Raw genomic sequence first — 20,520 nt, 5'->3', positions numbered from 1 at the left:
GGGCCTCAAKSCGCGCCGGGCGATCTCGAAGGCACCCGCCGGCTCGATCTCCAGGCCGAGAATCCCCGCCGAGCGGGCGACGATACTGGACAGGTCGTCCACACCGTAGAACTCAAGACGCTGCACGATACCGAAGCGGTCACGCAGCGGATTGGTCAGCATGCCGGCGCGAGTCGTCGCGCCGACCAGGGTGAAGGGCGGCAGGTCGAGCTTGATCGAGCGCGCGGCCGGGCCTTCGCCGATCATGATGTCCAGCTGGAAGTCTTCCATGGCCGGGTACAGCACTTCCTCGACGATGGGCGACAGGCGATGGATCTCGTCCACGAACAGCACGTCGTTGGGCTCGAGGTTGGTCAGGATCGCCGCCAGGTCGCCAGGGCGTTCCAGCACCGGGCCGGAGGTGCTCTTGATCGAAACCCCCATCTCCTGGGCGATGATGTTCGCCAGGGTGGTCTTGCCCAGGCCGGGCGGGCCGAAGATCAACGTGTGATCCAGCGCTTCCTGACGCCCGCGGGCCGCCTGGATGAACAGCTCCATCTGCTCGCGCACCACCGGCTGACCGACGTAGTCCGCCAGCTTGAGCGGGCGGATGGCGCGGTCGAACTGCTCTTCGCGGTCGCGACTGGAGGCTGAGGAAATCAGGCGATCGGCTTCGATCATCAATATCTACCTAGACCATGCCCTTGAGGGAACGGCGGATGAGTTCTTCGCTGGACAAGCCTTCCTCCTGCACGGCGGCCACGGCGCGGCTCGCCTCCTGAGGTTTGAAACCCAGGGCGATCAGCGCGCTGACCGCATCGGACTCGGCGCTTGAGACTGCGGCAACCCGCATGGGTTCCACCACCAGCGGCGCGATGGACGGAATATTCTCCCACGCCTTGAAGCGATCCTTCAGCTCCACCAGCAGGCGCTCGGCAGTTTTCTTGCCGACGCCCGGAATCTTCACCAGGGTCGAAGTATCCTGCGCCTGCACGCAACGCACCAGTTCATCGACCTCCAGCCCCGACATCAGCGCCAGTGCCAGCTTCGGCCCCACGCCGTTGAGGCGGATCAGCTCGCGGAACAGCTCGCGCTCGCGCTTCTCGGCGAAGCCGTAGAGCAGGTGGGCATCCTCGCGCACCACCAGATGGGTGTGCAGGGTCACCGGCTCGCCCAGGCTCGGCAGGCGGTACAGGGTGGTCATCGGCACTTCCAGCTCGTAGCCCACGCCGTTCACATCGACGATCAGGTGCGGCGGCTGCTTCTCCGCCACGGTGCCACGCAGGCGTCCAATCACGGGTGTTTGTCCTTGCTCAAAGTTTTTCCGGATATCACAGGCGCAGGCGTCCGCCGCGACGGCGGGCGCCCATCAGGCCATGCGGCACCAGGCTTTGCCGGGTATGCGCGTGGCACAGGGCGATGGCCAGGGCGTCGGAGGCGTCGATCTGCGGCTTCTGCACCAGCTTGAGCAGGTGCATCACCATCATCTGTACCTGCTGCTTGTCCGCACCACCGGTGCCGGCGATAGCCTGCTTGACCTGGCTGGCGGTGTACTCGGCGATCTGCAATCCCTCTTCCGCCGCCGCGACTATGGCCGCGCCGCGCGCCTGCCCCAGCTTCAGCGCCGAATCGGCGTTGCGCGCCATGAACACCTGCTCGATGCCCATCATGGTCGGCTGGTAGGTCTGGATGACCTCGCGCACACCACGGAAGACGATCTGCAGGCGCTCGAACAGCTCGCCATTGCCGGTGCGGATGCAGCCCGAGGCCACGTATTCACAACCACGGCCGGTGTCGCGCACCACGCCGAAGCCGGTAATTCGTGAACCTGGGTCGATGCCGAGAATCAGGGTCATGTCCGTTCGATCACACCTAGTCTGCAACGCGCATTTCAGATAACAAAAACCGGAAGCGGGAGGCGCCGCTGACGACCACTCCCGCTTCCGGCTTCAGCACATCGCCGGTGGTGGGATCAGCCCAGCTGGGCCATCACCTCGTCCGGGATGTCCGCATTCGAATAGACGTTCTGCACGTCGTCCAGGTCTTCCAGCATGTCGATCAGCTTGAGGACCTTCTGCGCGGTGTCCAGATCCAGGGTCGCCACGGTCGACGGGATCATGGTGATCTCCGCGTCCTCGCCCTTGAAGCCCGCTTCTGTCAGTGCTTCGTTGACCGAGATGAAATCGGCGAAGGTGGTGAAGACGTCGATGGAACCGTCGTCGTTGACCACTACATCGTCGGCGCCGGCTTCCAGCGCGGCATCCATCAGGGCCTCTTCGTTCACGCCCGGCGCGTAGCTGATCTGGCCCTTGCGCTCGAACATGTAGGCCACCGAACCATCGGTACCCAGGTTGCCGCCGCACTTGCTGAAGGCATGGCGCACTTCGGCCGCGGTACGGTTGCGGTTGTCGGTCATGGCCTCGACGATGATCGCCACGCCGCTCGGCGCATAGCCTTCATAGGTCAGCTCGGCCATGTTGTCCGCTTCGCTGGAACCCACGCCGCGCTGGATGGCACGGTCGATGGTGTCGCGGGTCATGTTGGCGGTCAGCGCCTTGTCCACGGCCAGGCGCAGGCGCGGGTTGTCCGCCGGCACCCCGCCGCCCTGCTTGGCAGCGACGGTCAGCTCACGAATGAGCTTGGTGAAGATCTTGCCCTTCTTGGCGTCCTGACGTTCCTTGCGGTGCTTGATGTTGGCCCATTTGGAATGACCAGCCATAACTCACTCCGTATCGCTTGTTTGCTTCGCTGGCGGCGCCCGCAGTGCAGGTACCGCCAGCTATTCGAATCGACTTACTCGGCGGCCTTCTGCTGCTCGCGCAGGCGGATGTTCAGCTCGCGCAGAGCCTTGGCATCCACGGTGCCCGGAGCCTGGGTCATGACGTCGCCGGCGCTCTGGGTTTTCGGGAAGGCGATGACTTCGCGGATCGAGGCCGCGCCGGTCATCAGCATCACCAGACGGTCCAGGCCGAAGGCCAGGCCACCGTGCGGCGGTGCGCCGTACTTCAGGGCGTCCAGCAGGAAGCCGAACTTCTCTTCCTGCTCCGCATCGTCGATGCCCAGCACGCGGAAGACCGCCTGCTGCATGGCCTTGTCGTGGATACGGATGGAACCGCCGCCCAGCTCGGTGCCGTTGAGCACCATGTCGTAGGCACGGGACAGCTTGCCGGCCGGGTTGGCCTCCAGCTCTTCCGGGGTGCACTTGGGCGCGGTGAACGGGTGGTGCAGCGAGGTCAGGCTGCCGTCGTCGTTCTCTTCGAACATCGGGAAGTCCACGACCCACATCGGCGCCCACTCCTTGGTGAGCAGGTTGAGGTCATGCCCGACCTTGATGCGCAGCGCGCCCAGGGCGTCGCAGACGATCTTGGCCTTGTCCGCGCCGAAGAACACGATGTCGCCATCGACCGCACCGACGCGATCGAGGATCTCGTTCAGGTTCGGCTCGGCGATGTTCTTCACGATCGGCGACTGCAGGCCTTCCACGCCCTTGGCGCGCTCATTGACCTTGATATAGGCCAGGCCCTTGGCGCCGTAGATGCCGACGAACTTGGTGTAGTCGTCGATCTGCTTGCGCGGCATGCTCGCACCGCCCGGAACGCGCAGGGCGGCAACACGGCCCTTCGGATCGTTGGCCGGGCCGGAGAAGACCTTGAACTCGACGTCCTTCAGTTGATCGGCGACGTCGACCAGTTCCAGCGGGATACGCAGGTCAGGCTTGTCCGAACCGTAGCGGCGCATGGCCTCTTCGAACGGCATATGCGGGAATTCGTCGAACTCGACGTTCAGCACTTCCTTGAACAGCTGGCGCACCATCTTCTCGGTGATCTCGATGATGTCGCTTTCTTCGAGGAAGCTGGTCTCGATGTCGATCTGGGTGAATTCCGGCTGGCGGTCGGCACGCAGGTCTTCGTCGCGGAAGCACTTGGCGATCTGGTAGTAACGGTCGAAGCCGGCCACCATCAGCAGCTGCTTGAACAGCTGGGGCGACTGCGGCAGGGCGAAGAAGTGGCCCGGATAGGTGCGGCTCGGCACCAGGTAGTCACGCGCGCCTTCCGGCGTCGGGCGACCGAGGATCGGGGTTTCCACGTCGAGGAAGCCGTTCTCGTCCAGGTAGCGGCGGATGCTGCTGGTGATGCGCGCGCGCAGCTTCAGCTTGGCGGCCATCTCCGGACGACGCAGGTCGATGAAGCGGTAGCGCAGGCGGGTTTCCTCGCCAACGTCGGAGTACTCGTCCAGCGGGAACGGCGGGGTCTCGGCCTGGTTCAGTACTTCCAGCTCGTGGCCCAGCACTTCGATGGCGCCCGAAGCCATGTTCGAGTTGCGCGCACCTTCTGGGCGCAGGCGCACCTTGCCGGTGATCTTCACCACGTACTCGCTGCGCACGCGGTCGGCCTTGGCGAAAGTCTCGACGCGATCCGGGTCGAACACCACCTGGGCCAGACCTTCACGATCACGCACGTCGAGGAAGATCACCCCGCCGTGGTCGCGGCGACGGTGTACCCAACCGCAAAGAGTGACTACCTGGCCGTCCAGGCTCTCGTTCAACTGGCCGCAATAGTGGCTGCGCATCATGGTGTGTTTCGCTTCTCGAAAGTCTTGAATTCTAGGGAACCGCTCATTCGCTGGCGGAGCAGGCGCCGGCACCGCAACCGGTGGCCGGACAGGCCGCTGGGGCATCGCCGGAGGCCAGGTTCTTCTTCGCTCCGGTCTTGAAGTCGGTCTCGTACCAACCGCTGCCGCCCAGGCGGAAGCCCGGAGCCGACAACATCTTCTTCAATTCGGGAGCCTTGCAGGCCGGACAATCGACCAACGGCGCATCGCTGATCTTCTGCAGCGATTCCAGCTGATGCGCGCAGGACTGGCACTGGTACTCGTAAATCGGCATGGAACACCTTGGCTGTGTAACGCCACGGGTCCGCGTCCCGCGGCAAAGAGGCCGATTATAGCCTGAAAAATCCGCAGGTTGCAGCCGGGCTCCGGTGGCGGAAAAGCCTGCCGGGCGCACAGCGCCTTTAATAGAAAACCTCAATCGATTGCCTTGATATAGACCAAGAGCTTCGCACCTACCCCGGTGATAGCCTCGAATCCAGCGTTTTAAATCATTCATGCTCGATGAGGAGATCGCCATGGACATCGATATCGGAATCGCCAAAGAAGATCGCGCCGCCATCGCCGACGGCCTGTCCCGCCTGCTGGCCGACACCTACACGCTGTACCTGAAGACCCACAACTTCCACTGGAACGTCACCGGGCCGATGTTCAACACCCTGCACCTGATGTTCGAAGGGCAGTACAACGAACTGGCGCTGGCCGTGGACAGCATCGCCGAACGCATCCGCGCCCTGGGCTTCCCGGCGCCCGGCACCTACGCCGCCTACGCCCGCCTGTCCTCGATCAAGGAAGAAGAAGGCGTACCGGACGCCCAGGAAATGATCCGCCTGCTGGTGCAGGGCCAGGAAGCCGTGGTGCGCACCGCCCGCAGCATCTTCCCACTGGCCGACAAGGTGGCGGACGAGCCCACCGCCGACCTGCTGACCCAGCGCATGCAGGTCCACGAAAAGACTGCCTGGATGCTGCGTAGCCTGCTCGCCGAATAACCCCTTCCCTTTATAAGCAGCCGGCCAGAAAGCCGGCTGCCTCCCCCTACGAATGGCCTAAGCGGTTGATTTGAGAAGGCAACTGGATTGCGGTTAAATACCCGCCGTGCGTTTCTCGCATAGGCCGCCCGGCACGCTTTCATTTTTCCTTTCTGGCGTCGCACCCGAGGCTGGCTGCTTCTTTATCTCGTTACCCGCTCAAGGTGAATCCGTAGCCATGTTGAAGATCGTCCATCTCGTGACGGGCGTCGCCGCACTCTTGCTCTCTCTTATCCCGAGTCTGCGTAGTGATGCCCTGCCCTACCTGCAACAGAGCGATGCCATCTACCTGGCCCTGCTCGGTCTGACCAGCCTCCTGCTCGCCCCGAGCAGCCAACTGAAACACCCCTCCGCCCTGCAGAGCCTCGCCACCGCCCTGGTCGTGCTGGCCGTGGTCCTGCAGATCCTGATCCTGCTCGCCCCGCTGCCCTTCATCGGCGATCAACCGGCCATCGTGCTGCCGCTGCTGAGCCTGGCCGGCGCCGTCGTCCTGCAATGGATCGCCAGCCTCAACAAACCGAGCGCCAGCATCGCCATCGAAACCTTCGCCGGCGTCGACCGCGAAACCGGCACCGTGAAGTGGTTCAACACCTCCAAGGGCTTCGGCTTCATCTCCCGCGACTCGGGCGAGGATATCTTCGTCCACTTCCGCGCCATCCGCGGCGAAGGCCACCGCATCCTGATCGAAGGGCAGCGCGTGGAGTTCTCCGTCGTCCAGCGTGACAAGGGGTTGCAGGCGGAGGATGTGATTGCTGCGCTGCCTAATCGGCGCTGAGTGTTACGCCCATGAAAAAGCCCGCCGAATGGCGGGCTTTTTATTGCGGCCTCAATGAAAAAGGGGGAATTTATTTTCCGCACTCTAATTCTGTCTCCGCGTCCAGTTTTAGAGTAGAAAAAATTCGTTCCCTTTTCGATTTCTTGATACAACTATTCAGAGAGTAGATATTTCTCTCGAACCTGCCTCATGCAGTCAATCACACTCTCCAACCGCTCGCCCTCAAGACCAATCGCTGCCAAATCGTCAGCGCAGCAATTATCATACGCTCTAGCCAAAACCTCCAGCAGGTCTTCTGCATAAGGACTTTCTCTAGAAAGCTCCAATCCATAGCGCATTCCCTCCTTAAATATTGCTGTCTGCAATACCGCAAAAAACCCTACATCATCAGTCGTACAAAGAGAGCCCGCCTCATCCTGGACATATGCAAAGGCTTGCTCTGGCCGAAGGTTAATCTGAGATATCGCCTTTTCATAAAGTCGAGAAACTACTGAGCATATCTCCTCCACGGTCAAGTCGAATGACATCTTCATTTCTCCATGGTAAAGATATTTAATTGAATATTAGGATATCTCTCGCGGAACTGATTAACAATATCACTACAGCTTGGGCAGACCATTTTTTCTGAAATCAAATTTATGCGGCCTGATGCTTGCGAACTCGGCCCTAGACGCTGAGCCACAGTCTCCAGAATCTTAAACTCTGTATCCATACCCCTTAAGTAACCTTCAGGGGTTCCAACATATTTTGATGTAGCGACTTGGGGCTTTAGCACCCAAGAGTTCAGATCACCGCTAGGCTTCGGCAAGAACTCTCCAACCCTATCGTCAAATTGACTATACGCCTTCATTACCATGGTCTCTGATGACAGCGCACCAACATCAATTTGACCGGAAAAGGGGACAGATTCATTTTACCTACTCTAATTTAGATGGTCTCCCTTGACCACGCCGGTCGATCCGGACGCCGGAAATTCTTTCTATCTCATCAACAAAGCGAGAATTATCAGTCAACTGGCCCCTCTGCAGCGCATCGCGGATGAGTTGATTTTCTTCATCACTACCAAGCTGACCAAGAAAAGCACGATAGCGGTCATGGCGCTCATCTTCTGAATCGGCAAGCGCGTCATAGCATGGATCGCTATCGATCCACATGCAGGAGTCCCCAACGTGCTGGGTATAACTGGACCATGGATATTCAGCAGCGCGCCGAACCAACCTGGCCCGCACAGGGTTCAGTTCTATATAGCGACTGCATGCCAACAAATACGCGTCCGACTGGACCAGGCTGGACTTGAAGCGACTTTCCCATAACGTTCCGCTACGGTGCTCTAAGCGATTTCTGTAACGCGTCATCCGTGCTGAGAGCGTTTTCATCAACTGACTCAAACCGGTAACTGACTCATCCGGTGCAAGAAGCAGATGCACATGGTTGGTCATCAGGCAGTACGCATAAACCTTAACGCCAAACGCATCCTTCAACTCACAAAAAAGGGGACAGATTTATTTTCCGTACTCTAATCCTGACTCCGCGCCTAGTTTTAGAGTAGAAAAATAAATCTGTCCCCTTTTCTTCTGTTCAGTGCATTTCTAGAATACTTCATGCCTGAGCAACTTAAAGCATGCACCCTCCTTGATTGCCCCCTCTACATCAGATGAACGTGTCGTGGCGTTTATATAGAGCAAAACAGGGTAGTCAGGAAAATTTTGCTCCACTGGCTCATCATCAAAAGGGTCAAGATTAAGCTTCAGAATAAAATTCTCCGAATCATTACTACCAAGCATGTAGTAAGTCCCTCCTTGATAAGTACTATTTCTTTCATCAAGAGACACTCCAAACATCTCCTCTATATGCTCTCTTGCCAACAGAAGGCTGAGGGCTTTCGCTCCATACAAGTCATATGCAATCATTTTGGAAGTACCAAGCTCGGAGCGCGACTGGCAGCCGTTGCCACAGAATCATAAATCATAAAATTAACCTCACGTCCTGCTTGTGCACTTAGCTTGCTAGCTAGAAAAAAGGGGACAGATCTATTTTCCGTACTCTAATCCTGACTCCGCGCCTAGTTTTAGAGTAGAAAAATAAATCTGTCCCCTTTCCGCCTAGTAAATGAATTTGGTGTTCGCTTTACCGTTAGGATCAATAGATAGCACGAATTTTCTCCAATCTCCTCCCGTATGCGACTTCATTAGCTCGTGCAATTCGTGCACTAAGCCGGAAGCATTATCCTCGGGATCATCCAGAAGCTCACTCACCGTTACCCCTCCAAGGATGAACTTATATTTAGAGCCTACTGACCATCCACCATTGTAAGCTTCATACTCGAACTCGCAGCACATTTCGTCATAGTTCCCACCGGCTGAGTCATGCATGATCTGCGTGAGGGAATTTAAAATCCTTACCTGCTGTTCAATACTCATTGCCCTGCCTCATTCTTGAATGACCTACGCATTTTCTCTCCGTTAACAGAATAGTCAATCACTAATGAATCTGGTCGCGCCGATGCTGGATCCCCCCTGGTAAAACGCACCGTCACCGCACCAACTTGGTCACCACTATCCAACGCCCTCTTGATGCTCATCTCCCAGCGCTTATAGGCAGAGTTATTAAAATTACTATCCTGCGGGAAAAGATTGAATCGGTCACAGGTTCCACCATATTGGCAACCTTGAAGCAAAAAAGGAGACAACAAAAAAGGAGACAGATTTATTTTCCGTACTCTAATCCTGACTCCGCGCCTAGTTTTAGAGTAGAAAAATAAATCTGTCCCCTTTTTTCTCTTGATCCATGCGAGGTTAGGATCCGCCTGCACCATGACATCGATGGCCTGGCTGACCGACTTCTGATCGATGTGGTTGTAGTCGATCTTCAGGCCGTCCACCGCCTTRATGGCGATGTTGCCCTGGGCGATCATCTGGGTCTGGCGCAGYRTCTCGTCGGTCTTGCCTTCGCCCTTGGAGCTGGTCCAGGCGAGGTCGCTGTCGCTCTTGGCGTGGCTTTCCTGGTGCAGGTCCTTGACYGCTTCGAAGGTGACTTCGCCGCCGCTGASGATGGCGATGTCGTTGCCCGCGTCGAGCTTGGCGCCCTGGTATTTCTGGTCACCGCCGCTGAGCAGGGTGATGTCGGAGCCGGCGCTGATTTCGCTGCCCACGGCGCGGACATCGGTGACTTCGTCGCGYTGGGTCTTCTTCTTGCCCCAGCTGCCCTTTTCCTCCCTGTCGTACAGCGAGTAGTCGCTGTCGTTGGCGGCGAGCAGTTCGATCTTGTCGCCGGCGACCAGGTAGGCCTCGTTGCCGGCGCCGATCTTGCTGCTGACGAGGGTGAGGTTTTCRCCCGCGCTGATCAGGACGTCGCCACCRGCGGTGACTTCGGTGGCCTGCTGGCCRAYGTGGTCTTCCTGGGTGGTGACTTTCTTGCCRCCGCCCTTGTACTTGGCGTCGCTGTGTTCTTCGTTGGCGGCGGAGGCGAGGACGACGTCGCGCCCGGCGCTCATGGCGATGTCGCGGGCGGCGTCGATGCGGCTGGCGACGGCGCTGAGGTCGCGGCCGGCGTTAAGTTCCAGGTTGCCACCCACCTGCACATCGCTGCCGTGCTGGGTGACGCTGGTGACGTTRCCGGTGACGCGGCGGCTCTGGAARTCGAAGCTGTCGACCTCCTGCGCGGCTTCCAGGCGCAGRTCGCGCCCGGCGGTGAGGCTGGCATTGCCGCCGGCCTGGAGGACGCTGCCGGCGCTGATCAGGTCGCGTCCGGCGGTGATCTCCAGGTCGCCGCGGGCTTCGATRCGGGCRGCGTTGTTGGCGATTTCCTTGTGGATGCGGTGGGCGTCGTTRCTSGCGTCKACMGAGGTGATGCTGCGCTCGTTGATGACGTCGCCGGTCAGCGCGGTGAGGCTRACGTCGCGACCGCTGATGATGCCGCCAGCCGCGTTGCGGATGCTGTCGATGGCGAGCAGGTCGAGGCGGTTGCCGGCTTCGATCAGGCCGCTGTTGTTGAGGTTGGTGGCGCTGGCGGCGAGGTCGCCGCTGGCGCGYARGGTGCCCTGGTTGGTCAGGTTGCCGCCGCTGATCAGGGACAGGTCGTTGCCCATGATGAGCGCGCCGTTGGCCGCCAGGCGCCCCTCGGCCTGGGCGAGGTAGAGCACCGGCACCAGGACCTTTTCACCGTTGATGGTGGCTTCTTCGAGCCAGACGATGTCGTGGGTCAGCGCGGCGACCTGTTCGGCGCTGAGGCCGACGCCCAGTTGCAGTTGGAGGCTGTCCTTGTAGGCGATGGCGTTGTCCATCAGGTACTTGAACAGGGCTTCGTCGCTGGCCATGCCGTCGATGTAGCGCTGGCCGGTGCGGGCAACCACCGCCTGCTGGATCAGGCGCTGTTCGTAGAGGCCGTCGCCCAGGCGCTTCTGTGCCTTGTCCGGATCGTAGCCAAGCAGGCCGAGCAGGTAGTCGGAGCCGAGGAAGCTCTTCAGGCTGGTCAGCTCGGGGTTGGTTTCGACCAGGTACTTGTGGCTGTTGTCCGGCGTGGTGCTGCTGGGCAGGCCCTGCACACGCGGGACGTTGAGGGCGGCGCCTGACTGTGCGTCCGTGCTGGCGGCGTTATTGCCCAGGGCGACGTTGCCAGCGCCGGCGGTGCCGCCGCCCAGGCTCTGCTCGCGCTGCGCTGCGCTGATGGTCTGGCCGCTGAAACTGAGATCGCCGACGCCCTGTACGGTGCCGGTGCTGCCACCGCTGCCACCCTGGCCGCTGAGGCGGAACAGGCCGTTCTCCCCCTGCGGCAGGCTGAAGCCCGGCAGGGTGACGGGGTTGACCTGCTTCTGGGCGAGGTCCGGCGGCAGTTGCGAGGTGATCGCCAGTTGCACGGTGGTGGCGCCATTGGTGACCCCGACATCGCGCGGGCTGATGGTCTGCGCGCCGGCATCGCGCTTCACCACGCTGTTGTCGAAACTCTGGCTGGCGTTGATCGCCACGTCGCCGGTAGCCTGGATCACCGCGGAGGCGGCGGGCGTGCCGGAGACTGCCACGTCGGAGGTGGTGATTTTGAAGAAGCCACCCGGATAGCCGGCGGATTCGAAAACCTGCTGGCGAGTCAGGCGACCAGGGTCGTAGTCCGGCGAATTCGGATCGTTGTAGCGGTTGTACAGGTCCTTGTTGGCGCGGAAGGCCCAGTATTCGCTGTCGTTACGGGTGTAGAACTCGGCGTTGTAGTGGCGCTCGACGCCGCCGGCGGCACCCTGGTTGCGGAAGGTGGCCGTCTGGATGTCGATGTTTCCACCCGAGCCGATGCTGCTGTACAGGTTGTCGAAAGAGCCGCCACGGAAGCGGAAGTCGCCGCCAGCGGTGATCGACGCCTGGGGCGCGTCCTTGAGGATGACGTCCTCGGAACGCTCCTGGGAGAGGAAGTGGACTTCGCAGCCCTTGCCGTCGCAGACGTCGTCGTACTTGAACTGGATGCTGCCGGAAACGATGCGCTCGCCGATCTGGAAGTCGTCAGCGCGGCGGTTGTCAAAATCCTGTACCAGCAGGGTCATCGCGCCGGCGCTTTCGAAGCTGCCGGAGATGTTCTGCACGCTGCTCGCCCAGCCGTCCTGGTCGTTGGCCGCTATATGCAGGGTGCCCAGGCTGTAGAGATCGGCGTTGCGGTTGGTGAAGTTCTGCGTGCGTAACTGCAGGTTGCCGCCGCTGAAGATCAGGCCGTTTTCGTTAAGCAGGTTACTGGCGCCCAGGTACAGGTTGCTGGCGCTGCCGAGGGTGCCACGATTGTTGAGACTGGCGGCGTTGACGCGCAGGTCCTCGGTAGCAGTCAGACGGCCGCTGTTATCGAGGGTGCCGCCCGTGCTGACGGTGGTGATGGCGCCACCGCCGGCGATGCTGCCGGTCTGGCCGACGCCGATGTAGCCGGCACTCAAGTCGAGCCTGCCCAGGCTGCTCAAGCGGCCGTTGGCGGTGTAGTTGCCGTTCAGGTTGAGGTCCAGGGTACCGTCGCTGGCGATCAGGCCATCGTTCGACCAGTTGCCGCCGCGGCCGATGAGGCTCTGCGCGGCCAGCAATTGGCCGTAGCTCCCCTGATTGAGCTGCCCGATGTCGAGGTCGAGCACACGCGCCTGGATGACAGCGTTGTTGGTCCAATTGGCGGCCTGGTAGGTGAGGCTGCCGTTGGTGGTGAAGTTGCCGCCAGCCAGGCCGGCCTTGGCCAGGTCGATGCCGAAGATGCCACTGCCCACATGCAGCACGGTGCCGGCGCCGTTCTGCAATGCGCCGGCTTGCAGGTCGAGGCTCTGTGCAGCGGTCTCGATACGGCCGAGGTTGTTGTTGAGCAAGCCCGAGGCGCTGACCTGGGTGCTGCCGCTCTGCCCCAGCGCACGAATAGCACCCACCACGTTGTTGATGCTGGCCGCACCGAGGGTCAGGTTGCCGCTGCTTTCGATCAGGCCGAACTGGTTGTTCAGTGCGCCAGTGAGGCTGGCGTCGACGCTGCCGGCGCCGATCTTGCCGCCCTGGCCGAGGGCCGCACCGTCGTTGAGCAGCTGGTTGCCGCGCAGGTAGAGCAGGCCGCCGGCATACAGGCCGCCGCCCTGGTTGTTCAGGTCGCTGGTGCTGATGCGGTTGTCGCCGCTGACGGCCGAGAGGTGGCCGGTGCGGTTGTCGATACCGCCGGTGGCGGTGATGTCGAGGCCCTTCGCCTGGGTGGTGCCGGCGTTGTTGCTGAAGGTGCCGGTGATCAGCTTGAGGCTGCCGTCTGCAGCGTTGAGAACGCCGCCGTTGCTGTTGTCGAGGCTGGCGCTGCCCAGGTCGAGCTGGCCGCTCTGGCTGATGATGTGGCCACTTTGGTTAGCAATCGCGCCGGTGGTCGTGAGGGTGGTGTCGCCCTGGCCCTGCAGGGTGCCGGCGCTGTTGTCGATGCGGCTGGCGCTGGCGTTGAGCTGGCCAGTCTTGGCGAAGATGAGGCCGTCCTGGCCGTTGAGCAGTTCGCCGGTGAGTGTCAGGGTCAGGTCGGTCTGCGCGGCCACGGTTCCGCCGGCGCTGTTGTCGAAGCTGCCGGCGAGAACCTTGAGCAAGCCCTGGCTGGCGAGCTGGCCGCCACGGTTCTGCAGGCTGCCGACATTCAGGTTGAGCGGGCCGCCGCTGGCGATCTTCGAGCCGGCGCCGTTGTTGAGCAGCGCGCCGAGCACGCCGAGACGCAGGGCGCCCTGGCTGACCAGGCTGCCACCGCTGTTGTCGAGGCTGCTGGCGTCATAGTCGATGCTGGCGGCGCTGATCTGTCCACCACGGTTATCCACAGCCTTGGCGTTACCGGTCAGGCTGCCCTGGGTGCTGAGCAGGCCTGCAGCGCTGTTGTCCAGGTCGCCGCTGAGGGTCAGGCCGAGGTCGCCCTGGGTGGAAACGATGCCGCCGGCGTTGTTCAGACTGCCGGCGCCGAGGGTGAGTTTGCCTTTGCTGACCAGCGCGCCTTCGTTGTGGTTGTCGAGGGCGCCGCTGAGCGTCAGGGTCAGCGCGCCGTCGCGGCTCGACAGCGTGCCGCCGCTGCTGTTGTCCAGGCTGGCGGCGTTGACCACCAGGCCCTGCCAGCCGGAGAGCAGGCCCTGGTTGGCGTTGCGCAGGGTGTTGGCGTTCAGGTCGAGCTGGCCGGCACTGATGATGCGGCCCTGGTCGCGGTTGTCGAGGGTGCCGCTGGCGGTCAGGGTGAAGCCCTGGCTGGCGGAGATTTCCCCGCCGCGGTTGTCGAGGCTGCCCAGGCCGTTGATTGCCAGGAGGCCACCTGCGCTGAGCAGGCCGCCACGGTTGTCGAAGTCGCCGCGCTGGGCGCCGTTGCCCAGGTCGAGCGTGACCTTGCCTTCGCCGATCAGTGCCGCCTGCTGCTGGATGAGCTGGGCAACGATCAGGTGCAGATCGCCCTTGGCGGAGATTTCCCCGCCGCCGGTGGATTCGAGCTTGCCGCCGCGCAAGGTCAGCGCGGCCTGGCTGGTGATCAGGCCACCGGGTTTGCCAGTAGCGCTGGCGCCGTTGAGGACGTTGCCAGCGCCAAGGTCGAGGCCCTGGGCGCCGCTGATGACGCCGTCGCGGTTATCGAGGTCGGCCGTGGTGCCGTCGAGGCGCCCTTGAGCGAGCAGGCGACCGTCGCGATTGTCGGTGGTGCCGGTGGCCAGCAGCAGGTTGCCGCTGGCGGAAAGCAGGCCGCCCTGGTTGTTCAGGCTGGCGCTGCCGACATCGAGTTTGCCACCGGCGACCAGTGCGCCGTCGCCGTGGTTGTCCAGCGTCCCTTGGCTGCGCACGAGCAGGTCAGCACGGCTGGCGAGGGTGCCGCCCTGGCTGTTGTCGAGGCTGGCGGCGTTGACGGTGAGGCCGTTGTTGCCAGACAGCACGCCGGCGCCGCTATTGTTGAGCGCGCCCGTGGTGAGGGTCAGGCGATCGCTGGAGATCAGCTTGCCACCCTGGTTGAGCAAGGCGCCGGTGGTCAGGGTGAAGGCGCGGTCGCTGGAGATTTCGCCGCCGCGGTTGTCGAGGCTGGCGACGTTGCGCAGGACCAGTTGGCCGGGGCTGCCGAGCAGGCCGCCGGCGTTGTTCAGGGCGCCGCCCTGCAGGTCGAGGTCGATACCGGCCTGGCCGATCAGTTGGCCGCCGCCGTGCTGGTCGAGGCCAGTGACACGACCATCGATGACGCCGCGCGCGGACAGGCTGCCGCCCTGGCTGTTGTCCAATTGGGCGGTGGCGAGGTGGATGGCGGCGTCGGTGACGATGCGGCCCTTCTGGCTGTTGTCGAACCGGGCGCCTTGAAGGCTGATGTCACCCGCCGCGCTGAGGATGCCGCCGGCGTTGTTCAGGTCGGCTCCGGAGAGGTCGATAGCCGCGTCGCTGAGCAGCTTGCCGCCCTGGTTGTTCAGGGCGCCGGCCAGGCGCGAGAACAGTTGGCCAGCGCTGGAGACAGTGCCGGTGCGGTTGTCGAGGCTGCCGGCGTTGAGGGTCAAGGTGCCTTGGCTGAGCAGCGCGCCGTTGCCGCTGTTATCGAGGGCGCCGGCCAGTTGCAGCCAGAGATTCTTCTGGCTGTTGAGCAGGCCGCCCTGGCTGTTGTCCAGGCTCTGCCCGGTGACAGTCAGGCCGTCGCGGCCGGCCAGGGTGCCGGCGCTGTTGGCGATGCGTTGCACCTGCAGGTTGAGGCCGGCGTCGCCGATGACCTTGCCGGCTCCGTTTTCCAGGCTAGCGGCCTGTACGTCGACCTTGGCGCGGCTGGAGATTTCGCCGCCCTGGTTGAGCAGGTCGGCGCCCGTGAGGGTCACACCGTTGTTGGCGGCGATGAGGCCGCCGTTACGGTTGTCGAGCTGCCCGGCTTCGAGGTTCAGCGCGCCCTGAGCGAGCAGCTCGCCGCCCTGCTGGCTGAAGCGGTCGGCCTTGGCCTGCAGGTCGCCCTTGGCGCTGACGCTGCCTTTATCGTTGTCCACCTGGCCGGCGGTCAGATACAGCGCCGCGCCGCTGTCGAGGGCGCCGCCCTGGCTGTTGTCCAGCTGGCCGATGTCGAGTTTCAGCTCGCCCAGGCTGCTGATCACGCCCAGCGCGCTGTTGTTCAGGCTGGCGCCGGAAAGGGTCACCCCGGCATCGCCGACCACCAGTCCTCCTCGGTTGTCGAGGGTACCGGTCTGCACACCGAGCGCGCCCTTGGCCGAAAGCAGGCCGTCGGCCTGGTTGTCGAGCTTCTGCTGGACGCGGGCTTGCAGGGTGCCATTGCTGACGAGGTTGCCCTTGCCGCTGTTGTCGAGGCTGTCGAGTGTGAAGTCCAGCGCTTGTTCGGCTTCGATCCGGCCGAGGCGGTTGTCCAGCGCGCCACCGCTGACTTGCAGGCGGTTGGCGACGGCCTGGCCGTTGCGGTTGTCCAGGCGCGCAGCGCTGAGCGCCAGTTGATTGCCGGCGAGCAGGCGCCCCTGACGGTTGTCCAGCGTCGCGGCGGTGATCCGGGTGTCGGCGCCCTTGAATGCGCCGCCCTGGTTATCCAGCGTGCCGCTGGCGTTGGCTTCGAGGTTGCGGCTGGCCACCACGCTGCCGCTGTTGCGCAGGTTCTGCGCGGTGATCGCCACGTCGCCCTGGGCGTTGCGGCTGTTATCCGGGTTGACCCCGGCTTCGACGATGCCGCTGTTGCTGACCTGCGCGGCACTGAGTGCCACGCGCTGGCCGGCGGCCAGACTCTGGCTGTTGCTCAGTTGGCCGGTCGAGCTCAACTCGGCGACGCCGGCCGCATAGGTCTGGCCGTTGAGAGCGATGTCAATGGCCTTGGCGCGCAGGCTGCCGGCAGCACTGGTTTGCGCGAGGGACAACTGACCATTGGCATCGATCTGGATATCGCCACCGCTGGCGGCCATGTTGCCGGCCAGCTTCACGCCCACGCCCTGCTCGGTGCCCACCAGGCGAATGGCGCCGGCGTACATGCCACCCAATGCGGAGCTATCGATGGCCAGCTGTGGCTTGGCGCTGCCGTCGTCGGCCTTGGCGGTAGCGGCCAGGCTTTCAGCGTCCACCTGGTTACGTCCGGCCACCACCGCGAGCTGCTTGGCATAAAGGTCGGCGTTGAGCTTGGCGCTGCGGGTGATCAGTTCGAACCGGTCGATATTGCTGGCATTCAGGCCGGCGCCTTCGATGGCGATCTCGCCGCCGTCGACGTCATAGCCGCGCAGGCGCTCGCCGTCCATCAACGGCTTGCCGGTGGTCAGCGTGGCGCGCGGGGTGTTGATGAAGCCGCAGCCGTTGCAAGTGATGCCGTGGGGATTTGCGACGATGACGTGGGCGGACTGACCGGCCACTTCGGTGTAGCCGCGCAATTGCGAGGGATTGGCCCCGGTGACTTCGTTGAGGATCTTCTGCGCCGCGCCGCCCTTGAGGTTCGGATTCCCAACAATGATTCCCCCCAGTTGGGTGGGCTGGGTCTTGCCGGTGGCGTTGTTGAGGATCAGGCCGTTCTGCCCGACGTTGTAGTCGGTGAATTTATTGTGCGAGAGCCCCGCGCCGTTGGGCGTAGCGATGTTCACCACCGGCACGCCGTTGCCCGCTGCACCCAGGTGGGTATTGCCCCCCGCCGCCGCATCCACTGCCAGCTCGGCCGCAGCCGCGACGATGGGGTTGAGGATCAGGATGCCGGCAAGGACGCTGGCAATGGCCTGGTACAACGGGTGGCGGATGTCCATGTGGGAATCTCCCAAGTACTAGCTAAAGAGCGAAGCGGTTCAGAAGAAGAGATCGACGCGGAAATAAACCGGGTGTTCGCGTCGCTCGATGATGTCGGGACGCTCCAGCGAGCGCGCCAGGGTGACGGAGGCGGCGGCGTACTGCCCGCGCGCGCTGAATTCCACGCCGTGGCCACTCATGCGACCGGAGAGGCCCTGGTTATAGCGGCCGTGCTCGATGGCGCCGACGTCATAGGCGTAGGCGACACCGTACTCCTGCACCCAAGGCAGCAACGGCTCCCAGGTCACGGCGCGGCGCCAGCGCAACTGGTTGCGCCAGTAGTAGCCGGAGTCGCCGGAGAGGGTCTGGTCCTTGAAGCCACGGATCGAGCTGAGGCCGCCCAGGCTGATGCGCTGTGGGCTATAGAGCACATCCTCGCTGTGTTGGCCGGTGGCGAGGCTTTCGAAACTGAAGGCTTGGTCCCACAGCGTGAACGGCTGCAGGTAGCTCAGGGTCAGGCTGTATTTGTTGTAGCGGGCGGTGGGGCTGCCATGAGGCGCAGCATGATCGTCGTCCTGTGCGCCGAAGGCGCCGATGCCGCGCTGCCAGCCGATATCGGCGTTGACGAAGGCGCTGCCGATGCGCCGGCCATGGTTGAGGCCAAAGCGAAACTCACTGAGGTGGGTGCTGGAGACATCCAGCAGAGTGTCGTCGATGTAGTTGCGGGTGCGCTGGTGGCTGAGTCCGAAGTTCACCCCGGTCTTGCTCACATCGTCGCGATACAACACGCGCTCGGCGCCGAGCTGGTGGGTCTCGTTGTCGCCGTCGTACTTGAAGGCGAAGCCGGCGTCTTCGTTGCGGGTGCGGTAGTAGTTGCGGCTGTAGCTGTAGTTGAAGGTCCACCACCCATAGGGAACGCTGTACCACAGGCTCTGGTTGTCGGAGTGCTTCCAGTGGTCGCTGACCACGTCCTCGCCATAACGCAGGCCGAACTGGTCGGCCAGGCCCAGCGGGCTATCCCAGTCCAGGCCGACACCGGCCTGCTGCTCGCCGGAGGTCGCATCGCCGTTGTTATCGCGGCTGGCGGAGACGCGCCAGGGCTTGCTGCGCTCGCCCTTGAGCTGCACCCGGCTGCCGCCCACTTCCTGGCCTGGCACCAGCTCCATCTGTGCCTGGCGTGAGGGCAGGCGGTTGATCTGGTCGACCAGTTGCTCCAGCTCGCGCAGATTCAAGACGTCACCGGTGGCACCGGGAAAGGTCATGGCCAGTTCGCGATCACTGGCCAGCTCCGACTGGTCGAAACCTTCGAAGCGCCCTTCGACCACGATGACCTTCAGCTCGCCACTGGAAAGGTCCTGCTGCGGCAGGTAGGCGCGGGTCGTAACGAAACCTCGGGAGAGGTAATGGTCGGTGATGCCCTTGAGCAACTCGTTGAGCTGGTTGACCCCCAGGCATTGGTCGCGATAAGGCGCCAGCAGCGCTTCACGCGAACGCGCATCGAGGTGCTCGGCGCCTTCCAGGGTGATGCTGCGAATGGTGAAGCAGCGGGTATCCGGCGCCGTAGTCGGCGGCGCCTCGCTGGGCGCCTTGCCAGGGAGCTGCTGGAGCTCCTCCAGGCGCTTCTGCTGCTCACGCAGGAGTTGTTCCTGGCGCTGACGCTGGAGGTCGTTGTCACCCGGTGTGGGCAGTGGTGCAGCAAAGCTTGCCGAAGCACAGCAGAATGCCAGGACCGGCATCCAGCCACGGTAGAGAACACGCATCCTTACGATCCCCGTCTTCCGGCCGAGCGGCCAGTCCATCCCAAAAGACGGATTGGATCATATTTGATACATGATGCCCTTAGGCCATTATCCCGATGAAATGTAGGCTGTTTCCCATTTTCTGGGAGACATTGCGCACAAGCAGCAGTTGCCTGTGCGCCCGATTGTCACAGCTCAGGAATGCGCAACAGTTGCCGGGAGATGACTTTGCGCTCAGCAAGGTGGTGTTGGGAAACCGGGCGCTTGCTGCTCAATAATGGGGAGGAGGCGCCTCGTCGTCCGAGACACCCACCTGCCCCTGCAGGTCTTCCAGGCGCTTGAGCAATGCCTGCATCTGCAGGCGCAGGCGCTCGATCACCCGCTCCTGCTCATAGACCACATCGCTCATTGTCTGTAGCGCGTCATCCTGGAAGGCCAGTCGGCTCTCCAGATCGGCCATCCGTTTTTCCAGATCCATCACTTACTCCTGGCTGAAGCGAAAACCGTCGCCCAGCACCATGCGCAATTTCTCGCGTAGGCGAGCCAGCTCTTCTTCTTTATAAGGCACAGCCGCGTGCTTGCCCCAAACCGGGCCCGGCCAGGCGGCATCGCTCGCCTTGCGCACGATGACGTGCACGTGCAGCTGACTGACGACGTTGCCCAGGTTGGCGACGTTCATCTTGTCGGCATCGAAAGTGTCCTTGAGCACTTCAGCCAGTTGGGTCGCCTCGCGCCACAGCTGTTGCTGGTCAGCGACGTCCAGCTGGAAGATTTCGCTCACATCCTCGCGGCGCGGCACCAGGATGAACCAGGGGTACTGTGAGTCATTCATCAGCAGCAGGCTGCTCAGTGGGAAATCCCCCAGTGCAACGGTGTCCTGCTGGAGACGGGAATCCAGGGCGAACATAAGACTTCTCCTGCTCGACGAGCCTTGTTTTAGCCTAGCTCCGCGAAGGAGCCGAAGGGCGCGAAGAATACTAGAGAGCCGTTGCGGCGAACATGCTCAGGCGCAGCCCCATCCCGGAGCAAGCCGCCCAAGGCCTTGCCCCAGTATCGGGCATGACGCGAATTGGCATATCCCGACAACAGGCGCGTGCAGGAAACCACACGGCAATCCCGGCCATCAGCGCTGAAAAATCGTTTAAACAGCGGGATCTGCGGGATGTCGGAAAACGACATCGGCGCGCTTCCATGTTGCAAATCCCCAACAGAAGCCGTGAAATGGCGCCAACACGTCGCAAGACGCGCAC

17 protein-coding genes and 2 pseudogenes are annotated in these 20,520 nt (G+C 62.5%); 3 read left to right on the top strand and 16 right to left on the bottom strand.

The genetic code is table 11. From position 1 onward, the window contains the following. From ruvB to A9513_RS24320, 6 genes are all read right to left on the bottom strand, one after another. The coding region (ruvB, locus tag A9513_RS24345) for a Holliday junction branch migration DNA helicase RuvB (RefSeq protein ID WP_065085804.1) at nt 1-660 on the bottom strand (660 nt) is incomplete at its 3' end. Nucleotides 661-670: 10 nt separating this feature from the next. Next, the gene (gene ruvA / locus A9513_RS24340; RefSeq protein WP_065085803.1) at nt 671-1,276 is read right to left on the bottom strand and encodes a Holliday junction branch migration protein RuvA; all 606 of its coding nucleotides are present in this window, start codon (nt 1,274-1,276) and stop codon (nt 671-673) included. Between the two features lie 34 nt (nt 1,277-1,310). Beyond that, nucleotides 1,311-1,835, bottom strand: coding sequence for a crossover junction endodeoxyribonuclease RuvC (gene ruvC, locus A9513_RS24335; RefSeq protein WP_024763365.1), 525 nt, complete (start codon nt 1,833-1,835; stop codon nt 1,311-1,313). A gap of 116 nt (nt 1,836-1,951) precedes the next feature. Next, complete coding sequence (locus A9513_RS24330; RefSeq protein ID WP_024763364.1) at nt 1,952-2,698, bottom strand: YebC/PmpR family DNA-binding transcriptional regulator; 747 nt, start codon at nt 2,696-2,698, stop codon at nt 1,952-1,954. A gap of 74 nt (nt 2,699-2,772) precedes the next feature. Beyond that, a complete protein-coding gene (aspS, locus tag A9513_RS24325) occupies nt 2,773-4,551 on the bottom strand; it encodes an aspartate--tRNA ligase (protein WP_024763363.1) in 1,779 nt (592 codons plus the stop codon). Nucleotides 4,552-4,594: 43 nt separating this feature from the next. Next, nucleotides 4,595-4,864 (bottom strand): FmdB family zinc ribbon protein, encoded by a 270-nt coding sequence (locus A9513_RS24320; protein ID WP_017522110.1) that lies wholly within the window; start codon nt 4,862-4,864, stop codon nt 4,595-4,597. A gap of 241 nt (nt 4,865-5,105) precedes the next feature. Here A9513_RS24320 and A9513_RS24315 point away from each other — a divergent pair, with 241 nt between their 5' ends. From A9513_RS24315 to A9513_RS36620, 3 genes and pseudogenes are all read left to right on the top strand, one after another. Beyond that, nucleotides 5,106-5,576: a Dps family protein gene (locus A9513_RS24315; RefSeq protein WP_024763362.1), complete on the top strand. Its 471-nt coding sequence runs from the start codon at nt 5,106-5,108 to the stop codon at nt 5,574-5,576. Between the two features lie 217 nt (nt 5,577-5,793). Further along, nucleotides 5,794-6,105 (top strand): annotated as a pseudogene (locus A9513_RS36740) (cold shock domain-containing protein membrane protein); the annotation flags it as partial. Nucleotides 6,106-6,150: 45 nt separating this feature from the next. Then, the gene (locus tag A9513_RS36620) at nt 6,151-6,390 is read left to right on the top strand and encodes a cold-shock protein (RefSeq protein ID WP_192430913.1); all 240 of its coding nucleotides are present in this window, start codon (nt 6,151-6,153) and stop codon (nt 6,388-6,390) included. 152 nt (nt 6,391-6,542) lie between these two features. Here A9513_RS36620 and A9513_RS24305 read toward each other — a convergent pair whose 3' ends face one another. The 10 genes and pseudogenes from A9513_RS24305 to A9513_RS24275 all read right to left on the bottom strand — a co-directional run bounded on the left by A9513_RS24305 (nt 6,543) and on the right by A9513_RS24275 (nt 20,449). Next, nucleotides 6,543-6,917 (bottom strand): hypothetical protein, encoded by a 375-nt coding sequence (locus A9513_RS24305; protein WP_065327797.1) that lies wholly within the window; start codon nt 6,915-6,917, stop codon nt 6,543-6,545. A gap of 2 nt (nt 6,918-6,919) precedes the next feature. Next, nucleotides 6,920-7,240, bottom strand: a complete 321-nt coding sequence (locus A9513_RS36795) for a deaminase domain-containing protein (protein WP_176707278.1) — start codon at nt 7,238-7,240, stop codon at nt 6,920-6,922. Between the two features lie 67 nt (nt 7,241-7,307). After that, nucleotides 7,308-7,874, bottom strand: a pseudogene (locus A9513_RS35185) (transposase); the annotation flags it as partial. Nucleotides 7,875-7,979: 105 nt separating this feature from the next. Next, the gene (locus tag A9513_RS35180) at nt 7,980-8,300 is read right to left on the bottom strand and encodes a hypothetical protein (protein WP_083196199.1); all 321 of its coding nucleotides are present in this window, start codon (nt 8,298-8,300) and stop codon (nt 7,980-7,982) included. 192 nt (nt 8,301-8,492) lie between these two features. Next, a complete protein-coding gene (locus tag A9513_RS24300; RefSeq protein WP_065085801.1) occupies nt 8,493-8,810 on the bottom strand; it encodes a hypothetical protein in 318 nt (105 codons plus the stop codon). Further along, nucleotides 8,807-17,551, bottom strand: coding sequence for a filamentous hemagglutinin N-terminal domain-containing protein (locus tag A9513_RS24295; RefSeq protein ID WP_255302886.1), 8,745 nt, complete (start codon nt 17,549-17,551; stop codon nt 8,807-8,809). The genes A9513_RS24300 and A9513_RS24295 overlap by 4 nt, the downstream gene beginning before the upstream one ends. Before the next feature lie 39 nt (nt 17,552-17,590). Next, nucleotides 17,591-19,291 carry a ShlB/FhaC/HecB family hemolysin secretion/activation protein gene (locus tag A9513_RS24290; protein ID WP_065085800.1) on the bottom strand — a complete coding sequence of 567 codons (1,701 nt, stop codon included), beginning with the start codon at nt 19,289-19,291 and terminating at the stop codon, nt 17,591-17,593. A gap of 250 nt (nt 19,292-19,541) precedes the next feature. Beyond that, nucleotides 19,542-19,748 carry a SlyX family protein gene (locus A9513_RS24285; RefSeq protein WP_024763353.1) on the bottom strand — a complete coding sequence of 69 codons (207 nt, stop codon included), beginning with the start codon at nt 19,746-19,748 and terminating at the stop codon, nt 19,542-19,544. 3 nt (nt 19,749-19,751) lie between these two features. After that, complete coding sequence (locus A9513_RS24280; protein WP_024763352.1) at nt 19,752-20,177, bottom strand: HIT domain-containing protein; 426 nt, start codon at nt 20,175-20,177, stop codon at nt 19,752-19,754. Nucleotides 20,178-20,206: 29 nt separating this feature from the next. Next, on the bottom strand, nt 20,207-20,449 hold the full coding sequence (locus A9513_RS24275; protein ID WP_024763351.1) for a hypothetical protein: 243 nt from the start codon (nt 20,447-20,449) through the stop codon (nt 20,207-20,209). Nucleotides 20,450-20,520: the final 71 nt, after the last annotated feature.

Origin of the sequence: Pseudomonas sp. AU12215 (genome assembly GCF_001675465.2) — a bacterium.
Taxonomy (GTDB): Bacteria; Pseudomonadota; Gammaproteobacteria; order Pseudomonadales; family Pseudomonadaceae; genus Pseudomonas; species Pseudomonas nitroreducens.
Note: the sequence above shows the minus strand (reverse complement) of the source record. Positions and strands in the feature narration are given on the sequence as shown.